Source organism: Pseudomonas sp. K8 (assembly GCF_014889455.1).
Lineage (GTDB): Bacteria > Pseudomonadota > Gammaproteobacteria > Pseudomonadales > Pseudomonadaceae > Aquipseudomonas > Aquipseudomonas veronii.
The window spans coordinates 51,789-72,405 of the sequence record NZ_VJWO01000023.1; the positions used below are offsets into that span (position 1 = coordinate 51,789).

General features: G+C 60.8%; 13 protein-coding genes. All 13 read right to left on the reverse strand.

Translation table 11 applies throughout. The features are described from left to right. Positions 1-56 precede the first annotated feature (56 nt). On the reverse strand, positions 57-929 hold the full coding sequence (locus tag INT12_RS16910; protein ID WP_193040409.1) for an ADP-polyphosphate phosphotransferase: 873 nt from the start codon (positions 927-929) through the stop codon (positions 57-59). A gap of 265 nt (positions 930-1,194) precedes the next feature. After that, entirely contained in the window at positions 1,195-5,136 is a 3,942-nt protein-coding gene (locus INT12_RS16915) for a type VI secretion protein IcmF/TssM N-terminal domain-containing protein (protein WP_193058932.1), read from the reverse strand. Then, positions 5,136-5,804, reverse strand: coding sequence for a DotU family type IV/VI secretion system protein (locus INT12_RS16920; RefSeq protein ID WP_046383451.1), 669 nt, complete (start codon positions 5,802-5,804; stop codon positions 5,136-5,138). The genes INT12_RS16915 and INT12_RS16920 overlap by 1 nt, the downstream gene beginning before the upstream one ends. Next, positions 5,801-7,183: a type VI secretion system baseplate subunit TssK gene (tssK, locus tag INT12_RS16925; RefSeq protein WP_017849110.1), complete on the reverse strand. Its 1,383-nt coding sequence runs from the start codon at positions 7,181-7,183 to the stop codon at positions 5,801-5,803. Before tssK ends, INT12_RS16920 begins: the two co-directional genes overlap by 4 nt. Positions 7,184-7,246: 63 nt before the next feature. Beyond that, complete coding sequence (gene tssJ, locus INT12_RS16930; protein WP_017849109.1) at positions 7,247-7,888, reverse strand: type VI secretion system lipoprotein TssJ; 642 nt, start codon at positions 7,886-7,888, stop codon at positions 7,247-7,249. After that, positions 7,885-8,289: a DUF4150 domain-containing protein gene (locus INT12_RS16935; RefSeq protein WP_102617110.1), complete on the reverse strand. Its 405-nt coding sequence runs from the start codon at positions 8,287-8,289 to the stop codon at positions 7,885-7,887. Before INT12_RS16935 ends, tssJ begins: the two co-directional genes overlap by 4 nt. Before the next feature lie 8 nt (positions 8,290-8,297). After that, positions 8,298-8,945 carry a DUF3540 domain-containing protein gene (locus INT12_RS16940; protein WP_193040412.1) on the reverse strand — a complete coding sequence of 216 codons (648 nt, stop codon included), beginning with the start codon at positions 8,943-8,945 and terminating at the stop codon, positions 8,298-8,300. Further along, positions 8,942-9,904, reverse strand: a complete 963-nt coding sequence (locus INT12_RS16945; RefSeq protein WP_193040413.1) for a pentapeptide repeat-containing protein — start codon at positions 9,902-9,904, stop codon at positions 8,942-8,944. Before INT12_RS16945 ends, INT12_RS16940 begins: the two co-directional genes overlap by 4 nt. After that, entirely contained in the window at positions 9,897-12,491 is a 2,595-nt protein-coding gene (locus INT12_RS16950; protein ID WP_193040414.1) for a pentapeptide repeat-containing protein, read from the reverse strand. The genes INT12_RS16945 and INT12_RS16950 overlap by 8 nt, the downstream gene beginning before the upstream one ends. A 42-nt stretch (positions 12,492-12,533) precedes the next feature. After that, entirely contained in the window at positions 12,534-15,161 is a 2,628-nt protein-coding gene (locus tag INT12_RS16955; protein ID WP_193040415.1) for a type VI secretion system Vgr family protein, read from the reverse strand. A 36-nt stretch (positions 15,162-15,197) separates the two neighbouring features. Next, the gene (gene tssH / locus INT12_RS16960) at positions 15,198-17,930 is read right to left on the reverse strand and encodes a type VI secretion system ATPase TssH (RefSeq protein WP_193040416.1); all 2,733 of its coding nucleotides are present in this window, start codon (positions 17,928-17,930) and stop codon (positions 15,198-15,200) included. After that, on the reverse strand, positions 17,931-18,938 hold the full coding sequence (gene tssG / locus INT12_RS16965) for a type VI secretion system baseplate subunit TssG (protein WP_017849102.1): 1,008 nt from the start codon (positions 18,936-18,938) through the stop codon (positions 17,931-17,933). Beyond that, a complete protein-coding gene (gene tssF, locus INT12_RS16970) occupies positions 18,902-20,617 on the reverse strand; it encodes a type VI secretion system baseplate subunit TssF (RefSeq protein WP_193040417.1) in 1,716 nt (571 codons plus the stop codon). The genes tssG and tssF overlap by 37 nt, the downstream gene beginning before the upstream one ends.

The following is a 20,617-nucleotide window of genomic DNA, read 5'->3' on the forward strand; positions in this document are numbered from 1 at the left end:
TTTTGAACTGGCATCCATCAGCCTCTCATGCATGCTGATAAAGCGGCACCGTTCATTCATTCTTCCAGAAGCTGCTTGCGAATATTCAGCAGTTCTTGATGACGCTCCTCACTGGTCTTTGGATATGACATTTTCAGCCCATCCAGCACATCTGAAAATATCTGAGATACGATCAGTCGGGCATTTTTCTTGTCATCGGCAGGCACAACATACCAAGGCGTCTCAGTCGTGCTCGTTGCACTAAGGCATTTTTCGTAGGCCTGCATATAGTCTTTCCAATACTTGCGTTCCTCGATATCCGCAGCACTGAATTTCCAGTTTTTTTCCGGCTTGTCGATGCGATCCAGGAAGCGTTTTCGTTGCTCTTCTTTCGACAGATGGAGAAAAAATTTGATGATGCGTGTTCCGTTACCTGACAGGTGGCGCTCCAAATTGGAGATTGAACGATATCGCTCCCGCCAGACAGTACTGTTGTTTTCAAGAGCATCCGGGAGGCCCTCGCTTCGGAGAATCTCCGGATGGACACGCGCAATCAGTACCTCCTCATAGTACGACCGATTGAATATGCCAATCCGCCCGCGCTCCGGTAGATTGCGTGTGGTTCGCCATAGAAAATCGTGCTCCAGTTCTGCCGCGCTGGGATGCTTGAAGCTGAATACCTGGCAACCTTGCGGATTCACCCCTGACATCACATGTTTAATGGCACCGTCTTTTCCTGCCGCATCCATCGCCTGGAAAATCAGCAGAATGGCATAGCGATTGGATGCGTAAAGAAGCTGTTGCTGCGCGCTCAATTGCGCAACATGCGCTCTCAGAAGTTTGCGATATTGTTGCTTTGACTTGTAGAAAGGTTCCACTTTGGTCGGCCACTTGTGGAGATTGACCTTGTCGCCTTCCCGTACTCTAAAATCCGCCGAATTTATTTTCATATTCCGCCTTTCGGTGCCGCCGGCGCGGTGACTGGTTGTCTTGAAGCTGCATTGGCAACTCGCCATCTGCTCAACGCAACCTTCAAAGTGTCGTTCAGAATTAGACTGGAGACTAGCGCATAACCAAATATTGCGAGCATCTGCCATCCTGGCAATACGTTGGGCCTGGTGACATCAGTCGTCTGGCGCCCTCCTCCGCTGCGCCAGCCGCTAAGCCCGGCGGCCACGCACCAACTTAATGCCAGTGACGCGTGCCCACCCTTCACTACAGGTCGACCTTACTGGCGGCGGCACTGTCGAGCGTGGCGGCCACGCCCATTTTGCGCCCAATATCGCGGATCGCCCGTTGCGCAGCCGCGTCGTCACGCAGCGCCACCACCAGCAACCGCGTCACCTTGTCACCCGTTATCGCCTGCGTGGCTTCGCGCCGGCTGGTCAAGCCGAGGATACGCAGCTGTTCCTCAAGGTTCTTCAAGCGCGTCTCGTTGCCATAGGTGCCAAGATCCAAGCGCAGCCCTTCACCTGCCGACAGCCCCGTTACCACGGGCCGGGGCGTCCAGCACCAGGCAATCTGGGTCGGCGGTTGAATACTCGCGACACCCTGTTCGACCGGTGAACCGAGGGCAGCCAGCCGCACATTCGTCGCGGCGGCCTGGGTATCCATCGCCGCCAACTGTTCGGCGGTCGCACTCAAGCGTGCATCGATGAGATTGGCCTGGCGCTGCATTTGGTCGGCCTGGTCGTACTTGTCCAGCAACACCTGTTCGCCTTCCTGGCGGGACGTCAGTTGGATGCCGATGAGATTCTCACTGCCCATCAAATTCCGCTGGCCGGGGAAATCGTCGGCGCTGAAGGTGTGTTGCCCACCGTGGAACAGCCGCAGGAAGTCCACGAACGCCCGGTCTCCGGTCCAGTGCCGGGTCAGCTTGAAGTTGGCGAAGCTGATCTCCAGGGCGACATCGGCACAGGCCCCCGGCGCCCAGACGAAGCTGGCGCTGGTGGGGAAGTTGAAGTTGTCCAGTACCGTCGAACGGCCACTGCATTGCAGCGTCAGGCGCGTCTGCTGGGGCAGCGAACGGGCACCGAGGTTGACCTGCGACGGCGCGGCGGACAGTTCCACCACCGCCGCGGTGGCCTGCAGTATGGCGATGCTCTGCTTGAGCTCCGCCCGTTGCGCCACAAGGCCTTTTTGCTCGGCTTCCAGTGCCTGTCGGCTTTGCTGCTCCGTGGCCTGCTGGGCCTGACTCTGTCGCTCGGCACCGAGCAGATCGTTGCGCGCATGCTGCATGCGGCTGACATAGGCGTAGAACGCACCGGTCAGCGGAATTTGCACACCCAGCGCCTCCCGTCCGCTGTAGCGCAGCACATCGCGTTGCACGAAGGTTTTCACCGCTCCGCTCATAAAGGCCGGCAGTTGACCGCGCTCGCCGTACAGCAGCTCGTTGAGCATGACAGGGTCCTGCACGCCCTGAATCGAGCTGAGCAACTGCCCGCTCCAGTCGCCTTGCAGGCGGCAGGCCGCCACTTCGGCGGCGTAATGCGAGGAGAAATCCAACTGGCCGGTGGCCAACGCCCAGACCGCATCTTCACGCGGGTCCGGCCCCTTCAGCGCCTGGATCAAGGCGCTGCGCACGCTGTCGGCTTCCCAGAGCGGTGCGGACTTCACCGAAGGATCGGCGCCGAAGCCCCAAGTCTCCACGGCCACCTGGAACGCTTGCGCATCGCTTTTCTGCAGATCGGCCACCACACCTTTCATCAACTGCTGGAACCTGGCCAAGGCACGGGCTTGGGTCAACTCGTCGCGCAAGCCGTTGACGCCACTCTCGATCGAACCGCCACTGGCCACGCCCTTGAGCATGTCGCCGCCCAGGGCATTGGTGATTTTCAGACTGCCCAGCGCCCCCGCTTCGGCATGCAGATCGTTGTCACTGGCCAGTTCAAGCAAACGATCGAGCGACACCGCGCGGCTCGCCCAAGGTGCCCGCTGTTCGGGCGGGATCAAGGCAAACCGTTCGGCACTGCGATGCAACAGCTTCAGGAACGGATCATTGGGCGTACCGACCACACTCAGGGCCAATTGCCAGTCACTGCGCGTCTTCAAGCGTGTCTGTGCACTGAGCAGGCTGCCCTGGATAAACCGATACCAGGCGTCCTGGGTATCGCTTTGGTACTGATCGAGGAATTTCACCCGCTGTGTCTTCCACAACGCGCTGTCACGGCTGGCGAGGCCGAGTTCATCCATGAACGCAAAAATCGCGCTGTGCCCTTGCAACGTATAGGCACCGGAAAGACTCAACCCTGGGTTATCGCTATCGCTCCAGTATTCCGTCAGCCGGATCGGTTGCAGATTGCCCTGCAGTTCCGCCCAGGCTTTCAGCCACGTCAGGGGGCGTCCTTCAAGCCCCATGCTCTGCAGCTGGCCCAGCAAGGCGGCGCGTTGGCCCTGCATCTGCGCCATATCGGTTTGCCACTCCAGATAGGAGCGATAGCTGCTCCCCAGGGTGACCAGTTGCCCGGCGCTGGTCGCTTCCTTGGAACCGTAGGTCAAGTTCAGGAAACCCACCTCGGAACCCGGCAGCGGCAAGTTATCCATCGACTGGTTATTCAGGCGGGCATCGAGCAGGTTGATCCGGCGCACGAGGAATTCGGCATAAGCGGCAATCAGCCGTGGATCGCCGCTGTTCAACGCGCCGCGCAGGTTCTGCGAAATGAAACCATCGAATACCGGCGTGCGTATTTCGCTGTCGAACAACCTCACGTAGTCAGAGCGATAGTGCTCCTGGACCTGTTCGATATGGCGTGAGAACGGCAGCAAACCATGCCATCCGCCCTGCTGCTGGTCAGATAAGCTGATCAACGCTTGGCGAAACCGGCGCAGCGCATCCAGGTCGCTCTCCAGCCCACCGTTGAAGTCCTCGGCCGCTGGCGGCTCGTCCAGCGCGTCGGTGAGCACAGCTTGAGTGTGGTGGTCGGCATACGCCAGCAAGGCGCCAAAGCCGATACACAGCCCCAGCCAGCCGATGACTGCGGCGTGGGCCAACAGCCTGCGCCAGCGATGCCAGCTATCGATGGGTTGATAGGCGTGGCGTTGCGCAGGCAAAAGGCTGCCCAGCAACTCATGACTGAACCAGCCTTCGCTTGTGCCGTCTGCCTCTTGCCCTTGCGCGGTCAGGAACAGCCCGCAGAGCAGCGGTAACTCACTGTAGGGGTTGGCGTCAAACGCGGGTAACAGCAGATGCTGGAGACGCGAGCGCAGTTCAACGATGCGCTCCGGCAGGCTGAAAGCTTCTTCATCTGGCAGGCCACGCACGCCCAACTCGATGCGCAGGTCGAACAGACGCTGGCCAAGCCCGCTGAACATCTCTTCGAGAAACACCTGCGCCGCCCCCGTGCGCTGTTGGCTGAGCAGGCCAAACGGTTGCTCGCGTTGTGGCGGCGTGAGAGCGCAAGCCCACTGGGTGAAACCCGGCAAGGCTTCGGCACCGGTAATGATGAAATACACCGGCAGACGGGCACCAAAGACCTTCACCAGATCATCCAGGCGGCGGCGCAGATTGTGTCCCTGCTCGGCCAGGCGCGCATCGGAGTCGCTCAACAAGCGCTGGCAGTCGATCACCAGCAGTACACCGTTGAGGGGTTCGCGGCGCCGCGAACGCAACAGCCAGTACAGCAACCGTCGCCATTCCGGGCCGGCGTCGCTGTTGCCCTCCGCCATGCGGCCGGCGGGGTCAATGATCACGCCACGCTCAAGGAACCACCAGTCCAGCGTGCCAGTCGAGGCCGCCGGCTTTCCACCGCGGGTCGAACGCAAGGCCGAGGTCAGCCCGCTGTTGCCCAGCAAGCGCCGGGTGCCGCTGCCACTCTCGCCCAGCGTCAGGAACCAGGGCAGCACATACAACGGTGAACCCAATCGACTCAGGCGCGACTGGCGCAACATCTGCACGCCGCTGTTCCAGTCCTGATCAAGCGCCGGCGCTTCATCGCGACGACTCTGGGGCAACTCGCTGTTCATCCGGCGACGCAAGCGCCAGGCATACCAGCGTCGCCCTACCCCGCGCAGGCAAAAAACCACCAACAGCGTAACGATGCAAATCAGCGGCACGTACCACAATGGCCAGCTTTTGTAGAGCGCCAGGCCCCAGAGCAATAGCACGATGCACGCCAGCAGCAGCACCCAGAGCAACAACACCCCTGCTTTCTTCAACATCAGCGCATCTCCAGCAATTGGCTGACTTGTCGACCCAGCGAGAGATCGAAACTGATGTAAAGCACGGTCAACAGAATCAACGGCACCCCGATCAGCAACAGCAGCGAAAGACCGGGCAAGCCCCGGCGCACCACACGCAGGCGCGTTGGCAGGTGGTCCTCGGGTTGTTCGAAGAGATGGCTGTTGGCATCCAACGGCACCATCTGCCGATCGAGAATGATCCGCTCCAGGCAAAGCCGGCGGTATTGCATCAGTTCACCACCCGGGCGGGTCGCGTAACGCCCCTGGAAACCGCCGAGCAAGGCCAGGCCGAAGACCTCGCGGGCACCGACCGCCGCCTCGGGCAAAGCCTCCAGGCGTTGGAAGAACTCGACACCGGCCCGACTGGTGGAAAAATAGTGGCGCTGCAACGGCGCCCGCCGCCATTCGGCCGCCCCGGGCCATTCGCCGGACATGGCCGCCTCGTCGATCCAGGCGACCACCGCGAACAGCGCCTCGCGCACTTCGGCTTCGGCAAAGTGCAGCTCGCGGGCCCGATTGGCGGCGCCATCGAGCTGCACGATGAGCGCCGGCGCAAGCGTCTCATAGGACTGTGCCGGATCAACGAAGCCGCGCTTGGCAGCCTCGAAACTCGACATCCAGCAGTCAGCCAGGCGGGGATTGATCATGTGCGAACCACCACCAGGTCGATACTCAGGTCAGCCGGCGGCTGGGGCAGGAAGAACGCCGCCTGACGCTCCTGCTGCAGCGTTTCCCAACCCTCGCTCAGCGTTTCCAGGCGGAAGTACAACGCGCCGGCCACCCGCGGCAAGCCCTGGGGCGGAACCTGCAGATAAATCAACTCAACCCCGGGCAACGCGCGGTTGACCAGGCCTTGCATGACGCTGAGAGCTCCCAGCTTGCCATCCAACGGTAGGCACTCGGCCAGCCACACCGGATCGACCAGACTGCGCGCCACCAGATAGTAACGATGCCGCGCGCCGAAAAACGCGTCCGGCAATGGAGCCTGATAAAACCCTTCCTGCAGTTGCAGGTGGACCAGCAACTCTGAGCCGATGCTGATCTCATTGAGCTGCTGGCCGATCAGGGCCACCAGTGCGATCGTCGCCGCGCCCGCGTCCTCATGCTTGTAGGCCGGCACCAACAGACGGCCATCCGGGGTTTCGCCGAGCATGTCGCAGACATCGGAAAACAGACTCAACTCACCAACAAGTTGGCGCAGGGTGCCGTAAAGCTGCCATGGCGACACCTGCGGGGTTTCCAGCAAATGCGTCAGCAACGGGCCATAGCGATTCAGTACCGCCAGGGCCATCAGGTGGTTGACCTGGGCCGCGTCGAGATCGCCCCGCCGCGACTCCCCCGGCTGCTTGTACACCGACAACTGCCGCGCCCGGCCGACCAGTTCGTCGCGGACTTCGCGCAAGGTTTGCAGGAGCATCGGCGATGCCGCCAGATTGACCGACGGCGGCACGTAGCGTTGGGCCGGCCGGAGGCGATCACCGTCCAGCTCAAGCCGTGCAATCGGCAGCAGCTCGTAGGCGCTCAGATGCTCCAGCTCATCGTCCCAGAACAGCCGCAACACATAGGACATGGGGCGCACCCGCGCTTCCGGGGAGTCGCCGAGACGGTCACCGATCACTTCCGGGTCGGCCGCCACGATAAAGCGCGCTTCCGCCCGGGACCCGGCAGACAACGTCTCGAACACTTGCGCGTTGGCGTCCCCCGGCAGCAAGCGGCGTAGCCCCACAAACAGCGTGCGACCGCCACTGAACTCGCCGAGGTCAAGGGTGCGCGACTCCAGCATCGCATTGCCCGGATATTCGGCCAGCGTGCCTTCGGCAAAGCGCACCGACAATTGCTCCAGCAGGCACTGTTTGGCAACCAGCGCGGGCTCGTTGATCTTCAGCGAGATCAAACCCCACGGGTACGGATGGTTCAACTCTGTGGTCCGGGTCAGACGATGCTCGATACGCGCATCGTTCTGTTGAAAATGCTGAGGCTGGAGGAACAAGCCCTGGTGCCAATACAACAACTGATCGATATTCATAGGGCTCGGTTTCAGGCAAAAAATTGAAAAAGCGTGGCCACTGCAACGCTCACGGCAAGCAGCTCAGTCCTGTGCGCCGGGCAGGCGCACCTCACCCTCTCGGGGCTGCACCGGCTTGGGCAACGCCAGGCGACTCTCCTTGCCACGCAACAGCGCATCGGGCCCGACGAGCAGGTCAATGGCGATGGGGCGCGGGGTGGCGGTCCAGGTCTTGCTGAAAAACCCTGTCGACGTCACGTCGACGCCGATCTGATAGAGCTTGACGCTGCGCGTCGGGTCCAGGTGCGCGTAACCGGCGGCGATACCGACCATCTTCGCGCCCTCCAGTCGCGGCAGGCTCAACTGGCGGGTCTGGCCCGGCTCGATAAACAGCCGCGTCAGCCCGATCATCCCGGGCGGCGCGCTGTTCATCAGCAGCAGGCTGCTCAGTTGCTGGGAGCTGCCGGTGTAGGCGGAAAACGCACTGATCTGATCGAACTGCGTGACCACCACCAACAGGTTATGCGCCTGGCCGTCGTACTGATTGAGGTCGTTATCGGCGGTGAAGCTCAGCTCGATGGCGTTTTCGGTGTAGTCCCATTTGAGCGCAGTGAGGGCCTTTTGCTCGGGGGTGAGGTCCTGGCTGCTGCAGGCGGCGAGCAGGATGCACAGGGCCAGTCCGCCCATGGAAAACTTGATGGAGGGCGCACGCCCCGCGCTGCTCACGCCATCACCAGCACAGCGGTCTGGCTCGGCTGCGAAACCGTCCCCATGGTGTTATTGGCGTTGTGCATGGTCTGGCAGGTGACACGCACGGCGGGCTTACCGGCGACCATCACTTTGGCGCTGCCATCGATGAAGATCATTTCACCCTTGACCTTGCCGCTGGTGACACCACCGGCCACCCCAGCTTCATCGCCACTGGTCATCAACACCTTGCTCGACATATTCATCGCTGGCATGCCGTCCACCAGCACGTCCATCACCAACCCACCCGGGTCCGCGGCACTGGTATCGGCAGCGTTGGGATAAGGCAATGGCACTGGCCCGGCGGGCGGAACGGGCGTCTTGCAGATATCGGGCACCGTGGACAGCGCCATCGCACCGCCGTTATTGAGCATATACATAATCGATCTCACCCCAGCTTGATGCGCTCGCCATCAATGGCAACGCTACGTTGTGCATTCAGGTCCAGCGTGTCGGCCTGCACGCTCCAGTCATCGCGCACGCGCTGGCGCAAGGAGCCGGAATGAAGTTCTTCATGGCCTTCGACGCGACGGCGGCTATCAGCAAAATCCGCCTCGTGGCGCACGGCCTTTTCGCGGTGATAAACGCTGCTGTCGTGGCGCTCGACCCAGTGGTTCTGAAGATGCTCGCCACTCATGGTCAGGGTGCCGACAGTCAGATGGGCACGCTGCATCTGCACACTGCCCTGCTCGGCGCACACCCGTAATGCGATACCGGCGTCAAGGCTCACACCGTCGCGGGCCTGAATGCTCAGCGCGCCGGCGGGCAGGCTCAAATGCAGGTCACCCTCCAGATGCATACGCGCCGGTTGAGCAATGGCGCGTTCCAGCACGCTAAGGATGTAACCGCCTTGCGCGTCCAGGCTGACCAACACCTTGTCCCCCACTGCCGGACGCACCAGGCAACCGAATGCGGGTTTTAGCCAATAGCGGCGGCCATCGCTGCTGACCACGCCGAAACGCTCGCCATCCAGTGCGTTGACCTGCGCATGACGCAATTGAGCAGCGGCAGCGCAATATTGCGGGGCTTCATTCATCTCGATTTTCCTAAAGAGGCAGGCTGCCATTGCTCGGCGGCGAGGCGTTCGGTATCTACGGGCTGGATGGCCTGGGGGTTGCTCTGCTGCCAGTCGGCCTGGGTGAAATCAGCGGCATGGGCATTCATGCCGGTCACGTCGGCGGCGACGAACGAGGCGCGTGGCGCAAGCAACGCGGTGCAGTCGGCATAACGCAACAGGGCGCGGTCAAAGCGCGCACCTGGCATCTGGGCGTCGATCAGGATGGCCATCTCCAGAACGGCATCACTGAAATCGACCGAGTCAAAATGGCTGGCATTGAACAGAGCGCCCTTGAGATGGGCACCGGCAAACATCGGCGCGGTTCCCTTGCTACGGTAGAACGAGGCGCCCTCGGCCTGCGCGGCATGAAAATCGGCCCCGCTCAACGACGATTCGTCGAAGGCACACTGCTGCAACGACGCCAGACCGAAGCGCGCCTGATCGAGTTGGCAATCGATCAATCGTGCCTTCGCAAAATGCGCCGACTGGGCATCAAGGCCCGTCAGATCGCAGCGGTTCCATTGGGATTTGCTCAACTGGGCGGCTGCCAGCCTGATACGCGGTACGCGGCACTCCGCGAGTGTAAACGCCTGTAGCTGTGCGCCCGACAGATCCAGATCCTCGCCGTGGCATTGCGCCCAGCGGGTCTTGTTCCAACGCACATTCGTGAACAATGCGCCCTGCAATGAACACTCGTTCATGCGCAACGAGTCCGCAGTGCTCTCGGAAAAATCGGCGCCGTCCAGGCGGCAGTCTTTCCAGTAGCTTTGGGTCAGCATGGCGCCATTGAATTGCGCGCCACGCGCATCCACTTGTTCCAGCCGCGCGTTGCTCAAATCGACACCGCGATAGTCGCCACCGGCCAGATTCAACGCGCGCAAGGGCTGCCAATCAGCCAGCAATGCCCTTAGACGCTCGGCACTTAATACCTCAAGCATGAGTCAGGCTCTCCTTGAGTCGGCAACGCGTCATCAATGCCTGCTCCAGGCGCACACCGCTGCCGTGTACAGCGTCACTGGCCAAGCCATGCAAGTTGCTGCCACTGAGGTTGGCCTGCTCCAGGCATACCTTGCGCAAGCGGCCGTTAAGCAGGTTGGCGCCAGACCAATCAGCGCGAGTCAAATCACATCCCGACAGGTAGGCACCTTGCGCGACCAGCCCGACACCGTCGGAATCACTCAGGTCGCAACCGCTCAGCAGCGCGTCGTTAAGCCGTGCGCCGCGCAGGCTGGCGTGATTCAGATCGGCGTCTTGAAAACTGGCAGCGGTCAGGTCGGCATCGTCCAGGCGCACACCCGGCAAAACGCAGTGAGCGGCCAGGCGCAGGTTCTGCAGGTTGCACTCGCGCAAGTCCAGATCACGGCCCACCACCTTGGCGAAATCGGCTTTGCTGAGATTGGCGCGGCGCATGTCCGTCGCGTCCAGTGTGCAGTCGTAGAGCTTGGCTTTGTGCAGGTTGCTGTCGGTGAGTCGTGCGCCGCTCAGGTCGCATTTATTGAGGCGTAGTTTGCTTAGATTGGCGTTGCTCAGTTGAGCCTTGTCGAGGCTGCATTCGTTGAGTTGGGCTTGTTGCAGGTTGGCTTCGGTGAAATCAGCAGCGGAGAAATCACAGTTCTGAGCGCGGATATCGATCAAGCTGGTGCCGCAGAACGAAGCGCCTTGGCATAGAACCCTATGAAACATTGCGTCCTGCAAGCGCGCCTTGCTCAGATCCGAAGCACCCAAGTCGCAGTCGATGAACTGACAGTGGCTCAGATCGGCGTTCTGCAGTCGAGTGCCATTGAGCTTGCAGCTCATAAAAGTGGTATTTCTCAGGTCAGCGCTGCTCAGATCGATTTCGCAAAGATCAAGGCTCTCCAAACTGAGGTCTTGCAGCGTCTTACCTGCCGCGTGCAATGCCAGCAGCCGCTCACGGGTCAGACTGCAGTATTCAGGAAGCGGGAGAATGGGGGCGAATTGGATTCGATCAGCCGCCAGCGCTTTGTTCATGACGCTTAAAACACGGTCTATCTCAGCTTCCACGGCTTGAGACTCTGCTATGGAGGCAGTCAGTTTTTCCTTGGCTTGCGCCTGCTGGTCTGGAGGCAGCTCCAGGCGCTCAAGCATGTCCATGATATCGACCTTCGGTGCTGGCTGTTTAGCACGCGCCAACGCTTGCTCTGCATCTATGCCCAGCCGGGTCATCATCTGCTGGGCATACTCCATGCCTTGGGCCTTAGCCTTGGCGATTTCCGAATCAATTTCCAGCGCCAATGCCTCGGGGTCAAAGGGCTTGAGGGGGCGCATCGGTTCGCGCATCAGAACCGTAAAGTCCGTTTTCGCTGATGGTGGGTAATCGGTGGGGTTGAAAGGCAGGTTCATGCGAGTCGCCATCATCTGAGCGTATTGCATGCACTGCTCATGAGTTGCGCTTAACGCTGCATATTGCGCATCCGCAGCGGCCTGCAAACTGGCGATTATCGGCCCGGAGTCGAACGGGGTTGGTTCGACAGGCGCAACCTTGACCGACTCGACGGGAGGGCGTGGCCAAAGCCGCTCAATCCAGACTTGCGCGTCCAGCACGGGGTCACCCGCTCGCTCGAGGGCCATAGCCAATTTGACGATATCTTGCGCATCTATATCGAGCACCGGTACTTCGACGCGGTACAGCAGAAGAGCACTTTGCGCATCAGGGAACAGCCATACCGTATCCAGGTCCATCGACATTTCGGTAACGGGTACACGCTTATCCGCACGCTCAATAAACAGCCGTGGCCGCAGGCCCGGCAATCGCCCGGCGACCCGGGCCTCGGTAGGGTGCATGCCTGAGATCGACCAGGCTTCGTCGCCACGCCAAAAACCGGCGTTGCATTGGTCCTGCGCCACTTCATCGAACCAGCGCGCATCAGTATCCGTCGGTAAGAATGGGGCGCGATAAGCAGTCCAATGCTCGTCAAGGGTGCCCATATACTGGCGGCGCTCAGCGCTTTGTACTGGCAATGGCAAAAAACTCGCCAGGGCTGGCCGATCATTGGGGTCAACAACTGTGGCATTCGCCACTTCCAGTTGTGCCAACGGCATTCCTTGCGCGGCGTCCACCTCCGGATAATGGCCTTTGCCTGTCGGATTATCTGGCCACTTATTACCGCCATAAGCGCTTTCAAAGTCCAACGGCAGGTTATCCAGTTGACCGCTCACAACGGGCGTCCAACCCAGAGGCCCTTTGCGCCATTGCCGCGGCGCGAGTACATGCAATGTTTTTTCCATATCCCCCAGACGCACCCGCACCGCCATGCCACCCCGTTGCACATCGGTCAACGGATAAGCCTTACCCTGTACGGCAAATGTGCCTCGACTTTTCTTTAAACCCCGATCAAGCATCTGCTTGCCAAGTCGCTCGGTTAACCAGGCCCAAGTTTCCCCAGCGGCCATTACCTGATCTTCAGCGTCCACCAGCAGACCCAGGGTGACGACCACGCAATGAAGGTCCAGTGGTTTGGCATTGGCGAGCAATAAAAGGCTGGCCTGTTCACATTTGAGCTGCATCGGACTCTCCGAATAGGAAACTTACGCCTCTTTTTTTCCGTATCACGGCGCGGCAGCGGGCGGCGCAGCAGCATCGCCCGCTGCCGCGACCGCATCGGCGGCGCCATCAAGCAGGTCAACGGCGCCGTTTACAACCGCATTGGCTACGCCCGCGGCCACTTTCACTGCAGCAAGACTTGGGCGTGATGCTAGCTTCAGACTTAACAGGCTGGGGCTGGGGGCTAGTTCAAAACACGGAAACTCCTGTACTTGATCCGAAGTGATCGTTGCTCCCACTATAGTGCCGCTAACTCTCATGAACTTACTAAAAAAGGCGTTACCGCAAACCTCTAAATCCCCATCCACAAGAACATCACCAGTAACATGCACCTGGCCTTCAAGATGTATAATCTCGTCCGACTTTATGACAATCCCTGCCGCATTGATAAGTATGCTATTCCCACCCAGCTTAATCTCATATGAGGTTACATTTTCATGGCAGTAAATATCTGTATTCTTCAACTCCATCTTTGAGTTGGATGCTCGAACTATATGCATTCCTTTCAGATATTCTGAATTTTTAATACTCGCCTTATGATACTCCCAGGCACTGTTGCCAACGCTTTTCTTATACAAACTGTAGTCAGCCGAAAGCGAAACCAATCCAAGTTTCACTGACACGCCAACCCCGTAGAGAGAGAGACTTCCGCTGGCTATATTTACGTCACCCTTCAATTGAAGCATTGAAGTTGTAACGTCTAATTTTGTGCTCAGCTTTGGGTTGGTTATTGCGTCTTTGAAATTATCAAATCCGCTTTTCTCTGATGCGCTATTTGTTGTGCTTGGCGCGGAGGCAAGCTTGCTGCTACTTGCGGGAGTGGGAGGCCGATCTTTAAAGTTGGCACCCATCAAACTCTCTGAAGAGCTCGTCCCCGCCACCGGGGCCGGCGCATGCCCTCCCCCTATGGATTGCCAATAAACACCTGGCACCTGATGCTTATACGAACTGGACGCCAGCTGCATATGCTTGTCCGTGCGCAAATGCGCCCCACTGACATCGCCCTCACCCAAGGTAAAACTACAACCGGTGGACGCCCCCATCTTCATCATCGGCCCGGACGGGCTGTCTTCCATCGCAAACAAATGCCCACCGGGAGTGCTCAAGCCACTTTGGGTCGCGTTTTCGCCGGTGACCACATTGGGATTCTCGGAGTTGGGCACACTACCGGTGATCACCGGGCGGTCCGGGTCGCCGCCCAAGAACGAAACCAGCACTTCCGTGCCTTTGAGCAGTGGGAAATTCATGCCGTGGCTCGAACCACTGGACAGCGTGGCCATACGCAACCAGGCCGAACCACGCGTCGCATTCTTCTCACCGCGAATGAACGGGAAACTCACCCTGTAGCAACCATGCTCATTGAGCAGCGGCCGACCGGTATCTTCATCACCATCCACCACCGCACTGAGCACGCCCTGCACATAAGGCCGCGGTGTCACACAGGGTGCGCGGTACTGCACGTCGCCGGGCAAGGCGATAAACCGCGTGTTGATCCCCTGCCCCGGCCCTTCCCCCTCCGAGCCGAGGCCCGGCAACGGCTGATAACCGTCATGGTGAACTTCAATCACCTGATAACCGGCATTGAACAGCGGACGCGGGTGGCCGACTAACAGCATCGGATAACCGGCGCGCAACCCCGTGGCTCGACCGCTGCCATGAAACTCCCGTTGACGGCAACCGATGGCCTGGGCGCGGCGATTGGCCAACCATTGCCCCTGTTCGAGCGAACCGAAGTGCTCGCCATACAACCCTTGTCCGCCGATAAATACAGACGAACCAGAGACGGCCTCTCGTTGTGCGGTTGAGGCATCTGCGCCAAGGCTGGCAGCTGCCACCGAAGCATTGACCTCTAACTTCAACTGCGCGTTACTCGCGGAAAAGTCCTGGAGCGTGACCCCCGCCGCTTGCCGCACGAGTTTGCGCTCGAAGGTCCGCGCCACCGCCAGGACCCGGCCTACATCCAGTTCCGAATCTTGGCGGCGATAGGTCAGCAGACTGGGGAGTTGCGGCTGGTACAGTCGGTCGCCACAGAACACCAGCGCCTCGCCGTCAGGCCCCTGCTCAAAGAAGTAATACACGCCGAAATATTCAAGAAGACGTGAAATAAAGGCGAAGCTGGTTTCTTCGAACTGGCAGGTAAACGTCGCCTGAGTCAGCGGATCATCGGCCAGCGGCAGGCGGATATCGAAGTCATACGCCGAACCGGGCACACCGTTCATACCCGGCCCTTCGACAGTCAGGTCGGCCAACTTGAGCACGTCGCGAATCAGCTCCGGCAGACTTTTGTCCAGCCAGATTTCCGAAAAGCGGAAATGCCGCAACTGCACGAAGCGCGGTTCCAGCACCACGCGGTAGTAGTAATACAAGGAGTCAGCGTCGAGATAATCCACCTCCGTGACCACGCCCTGATAGGGATGCGGCTGCCCCAACGCATCGCTCAGGGTCAATACCGCTCGGTTGCCCAGCAGCGCTTCGTCGTCGAACAATGGATTGATCGTGGCCAGCCGAACCTCGAAGCGATAGGGCTGAGAGAGCTTTTCCTCGCCCTGCCACTGCTGCACCCATAATGTTTCGAGCAGCAGCGAGGGTGCCAGGCTGGCGAAAGTGCAGAGCGCATGATCATTGAGAGCCATCAATCAATCCTTGTTCTTCAGTCGGTAAACGAGCGGTCACTCTAGGGGCTCAAGCAGCGCTTCACGCTCGGGTAAAGACCTGATCGCATCGATGTCTTGCGTGGTAATGACCCACTCGCCGCGCGCATCCACCGCCACATGCAAGCCGGCCAGGGGCCGCTGATCGGCAATCGCCCCGAGCAAGACGTCAGACAGGCGCGGTGTCAGGCTCTTACGCAAAATGAAGTCGATATTGCGCGCCCCGCTCTCCACTTCCGTGCAGCGCGCGGCGATGGCGTCGGCGACCTCTTCTGCAAACGTCAGACGGACTTTCGACGACGCCAACAGACGCTCGCTGAGCCGGCCCAGCTTGAGGCGCACGATGCCCGCCAGTTGCGCGCCACCCAGGGTGAAGAACGGCACGATGGTCATGCGCGCCAGCAGCGCCGGTTTGAAATGCCGGGACAGAGTCGGGCGGATTTTTTCCGCGAGGGTGTCCGGGTCGGGCCGCCCGTCGACGCACAGGTTCTGGATTTCTTCGGTGGCCAGGTTGCTGGTCAGCAGCACCACGGTGTTGGAGAAATCAATCTGCCGCCCTTCGCCGTCGGACAGGCTGCCCTTGTCGAAGACCTGATAGAAAATGTTCACCACGTCCAGGTGGGCTTTTTCCACTTCATCGAGCAACACCACCGAATACGGACGCTTGCGCACCGCCTCGGTCAACATGCCGCCCTCGCCGAAGCCGACATAGCCGGCGGGCGAACCCACCAAGCGGCTGACGGTGTGCTTCTCCTGATACTCGCTCATGTTCACCGAGATCATCGCCTGTTCGCCGCCGAACAGATGTTCGGCCACAGCCAGAGCGGTTTCGGTCTTGCCGACCCCCGATGGCCCGACCAGCAGGAACACACCCAACGGCTGTTGCGGATCGCGCAGGCCGGATTGCGCGGCCTTGAGGATTTCCGCGATCTGCTCGACGGCGGTGTCCTGACCGCGAATACGCATCTTGAGGTTGTCGGCCAGGGCCAATACGCCGCCCGCCGCATCGCGCAGCACTTTGCCCAGCGGCACGCCGGTCCAGTCGGAGACGACCTGGGCAATCGCATCGGGGCTGACTTCGGTGAACAGCAACGGCGCGTCGCCTTGCAGTGCGGCCAGGGTTTCACGGGCCTGATCCAGCTCGGCCTGACGTTCCTCCAGCGAGGCCAGTACCTGCACAACCTCGCCTTCGGCCGGAACCGGCAGGTCCTGTGCTTGCAGGGTCAGTTGCTTGCGTGCTTCAAGGACGCGCAGCGCCGCGTCGCGCTCGGCCAGCCAGCGGACTTCCAGCGCAACCCGACGCTCGTCAATCTCAGCCTGTTCGTCGGCGATATCCGTCAGGCGCTGGTCTTCTACGGGGAAACCATTGCCACGGTCGCGCTCCAGCGCGCTCTGTTCACGCGCCAGACCGGACAACTGCCGCTCCATGCGCTCCAACTCGGCAGGCTTGATGCCCAGGCCGATGCGTACCCGGGCGCTGGCGGTGTCGAGCAAGTCGACGGCCTTGTCCGGTAGCAAGCGCCCGGTGATGTAGCGATCGGACAATTCTGCGGCGGCGACGATGGCGTCGTCACGCACGCTGACCCCGTGGACTTTTTCGTAGTGCCCCTTGAGTCCGCGCAGGATCAACACTGCGGTTTTGACACTCGGCTCGTCCAGCTTGACCAGTTGGAAACGACGCGCCAGGGCCGGGTCTTTCTCGAAGTACTTCTTGTACTCCGACCAGGTCGTGGCGGCGATGGTGCGCAACTCGCCACGGGCCAATGCGGGTTTGAGCAGGTTGGCCGCATCCGAGCCACCCGCCGCGCCGCCGGCGCCGATCAGCATGTGCGCTTCGTCGATGAACAGGATCACCGGCGTGGTGGACGCCTTGATCTCTTCGATGACGCCACGCAGACGGTTTTCGAACTCGCCCTTGACGCTGGCGCCCGCTTCCAGCGCACCGAGATCCAGGCTGAGCAAACGTGTGTTTTTGAGGAAGTCGGGGACTTCGTCCTGGCTGATCAACAACGCCAGCCCCTCCACCACGGCGGACTTGCCCACACCTGGCTCGCCCACGGCGATGGGGTTGTTTTTACGCCGCCGGGCGAGGATGTCGATCATCTGGCGAATCTCATCATCGCGCCCGAAAATCGGGTCGATGCGCCCCGCCGCTGCCTTGGCGGTCAGGTCTTCGCAAAAGCGCGCGATATTGTCTTCGGCTGCGGGCGCATTGCCGCCGGCGCCGGCCAACGAAGCAGAGGCCGCGCCGGTCTGCAGGCTGTCCAGCGGACCTTCGCTGGAGCCGCCCAACAGTTGAGCGAACTCTGCGGTCAGGGCATCGGTGGAAATCGGCTTGAGCAGTTCGCCGTAACGCGTGCCAGCGCTGTAGTAGCCCAGGCGCGATACCAGCGCCAGCAGCAGCGAACCGCCGCGAATCCGCCCGCTGCCGACCACCAGCGAGGCAATCAGCCAGGCGTCCTGAATCCATTCGGTGAGCAGGCCAGCGAACACCGGACGTCCCGGGTTGCCGTTTTTCAACTGCGCCAGCCCCTCATCCAGCAGCGCACGCAAGCGCATCGGATCGATCTCGAAGCGCGCGAGAATGCGCGTCGTATCGGCATCCGGATCTTCCAGCAACTGGCGCAGCAGGTGCTCCAGGGAAATCTCGTAGTGAGCGCGCGCCAGGGTCTGGCCCGCCGCGTTCTCCAGGGCCTTGGTGCTGTACACATTGAGCCGTGCGAACAGCGGTTTGAGTTCTACCTGAATCATCTAGCGAGCCCTCTCTTCGAGCATTGGTCCGTGTTCGGCCGTCAGCATGAATACAACGTCGTCCTGTGTGTCTCCGTCACCGAGCCAGGTATCCAGGCCCAGCCGCTGCCAGCCGCCGCCCAGCGAAGCGCACTGCTGCTTATCTGCCGCAAGACGCATGACCAGACGGCTGCGTAGCGGCGTCTGCAAATACAATCCCACCAAGCGTTCGAGCTTTTGATACAGCGCCTGCCCCGGCAATAACCCGTGAAAACGCTCGGTACTCAGTGACGTCAGGCGGATATCCAGCGTGCCGCTGCGGTCCATGACTTCACGACCGAGCAGGCTGTTTTCGCCCAACACACCGCACTGCGTGCCCAGGTAAGTGCGTGCCGTGCGGTCGATCCGCAGGCGCGTCTCGACACACGGCACGACTTCCACCGTCACATCGCTGAGTACCGCCTTGACCAACTGCTGCAGCCCCAGGGCCGAGCGCGGGTACTGGTTGAACAACCCGGCATACCGCAGCAAGTCGATGGATTGATCGCGCTGCTCCGGACGCGCATCCGCAATGCCGATCAGCGCCTGCAACTGACGCAGGCTCTTGACGTCGCGCCGCTCGGTAATGTCGATCCAGATCCGGTGCTTTTCCCAGGCACGGAACAGCAACGGATAGAGCGAGGCATGCAGGATGTCGAGAAAGTCACGTCCCGCCGAATGGCCCAGCAGTTGCTCGTCGATCAGGTCTTCGGTGTAAAACGTCGGCAACGGCGAAGTGACGCCATACAGCCCGAAGAAGTTGGCCTCGATCCGATAACGGCCGTCGTCGTCCTGCTCGATCCCTTCGATATCCCGCAGCGGAAACCCGAGCCCCAGCCGCGGCCGGACCCGCACGTTGTCGACGAAGTGTTTTTCGCTCGGAAAACGTAGGCGCAACAGGCGCAAGGCCTGGAAAAACCCGAACTCGCCGCCGTCATCGAGCAGCGGATCGATCACAACAGGCGTTGGTGCCCGATCTTCGCTGGCCATTTCAAGGTCTCGTGGTTGACGCTGTCGAACAGCGTGAAGGCGGTAAAGCTGTTGATGGCCGTACAGCCGGCGAAAAACTCATCCAGCACGCAACCGAACAGGTAGAAATTGCCGGGGCTGAGAAAATAGTCGCCCCGGCACTCGACCCGGACCACACTGCCTTCGATCGGCAGCCCGCGAATAAAACGCCGCTCGTGGCTGACGGTGACTTTTTCGATGGCATCGATGCGCCGCTGGTTGGCGTCCTGGGCCCCTTCGCCGACGCTCGGCAGATACAGCGCGAGCAGGCCGCGCAGGTAGTCGCGATCGGCCAGGCGGAAGTGGTTGGCATTGAGCTGCGAGAGCATGCGCCACAGCAACTTGTCGTCGAACTTGGGCGGCTGGCACGGCGTAATGCCGCGAATGCTCTTGAATTCGACCCTGGGCGGCGTGTTGTCGGTCGGCTGGTTCAAATCCCCCAGGCGCAGGCTTTCCGGCAACTTGCCATTGGTGCAGAGCAAGCCGATGGACAAGGTCATCTCGCCCGGCACTTTGCCTTCGCTGTAGGGCAGGCTCAGATAGTGGTCATAACCTTGGGCATCGATGCTCGAGGCGCGGATGCGCAGGTTATAGGTGTCGCGCTGCGAGAAGGTATTGAACGGCTCCAGCAGCCGCTCCCCGCCTCCGGCGGAATAAGCACTGACCTTGAGCACCGAATGAATCCGCATGCTCATGCGCTGGCCATGGTCGGCAGGCTGGATGCGATAGTCGACTTGCTTGTGGTCGATGCGCAGCGGGTGTGCGTCCTGGGCGAACAGATTGATCGCCGGCGTCACCCCCAGCAAAAAGCTGTTGGCCGACAGGTTCGGTGTCCAGTCCGGCAGGTTCTCGAACATCAGGCGCACGCTGAAGCGCCCGTCTGCGCCTCTGGCTCGCCACTGTTTGAAGCCGCGAAGCTCGATAAACAGGAATTTCTCGGGCAGCGCGAAGTATTCCTGCAGGCACCGATAGGCCGGGTGCGCGGTATCGGGAAACGGCAGCAAGGTGTTGCTCGCATCGAATCCCAGGCCACGCAAATGGCTGGCCGGCAATACGGTCATGGGCTGCTCTTGCGCAGAGATGCGAATCTCGCGCAGGTTGAGCTGCAACAGACGCAATAACTTGGAGCCATCGACCAGGCCATCCCCCAGATAGAAACGCAGGCTGTCGGCCAGCCAGCTATTCGGGTCAGCGGTGGTAAAAGCGAAGTCCAGGACCAGGCTGCGCTCTTCACCGGCGCCGCCGTCCCAGCGGCTGCCGAGCAGTTGCAGCGGCTCCAGGTCGACCGCCGCGGTGCTGCTGAAGCGTACGCGCTGGCCATCGACCGGTACCGAGGCAATTTCGCAGCCGGGCTCGATACGCGTAACCTCCTGCAATGCCGTGCGCGGCTGAAATTGCAGCAGCGTCAGGCAGGGCAACGGTTGCAGGTAATGGGGATAGAGCAGCTGCGCCAACTCTTGAATGAACTCGGGAAACTCGTCGTCCAACCGTTGGCGAACCATCCCGGTGAGAAACGCCACGCCTTCGAGCAAGCGTTCGACGTCCGGGTCATTGGCCGAGTCCACCCCCAGCAGCGGCGCCAGGGCCGGGTTGCGGCGGGCAAACTCATCGGCCAGACGCCGCAGTTGGTTGAGTTCACTTTGATAATGGCTGTTGAGCAT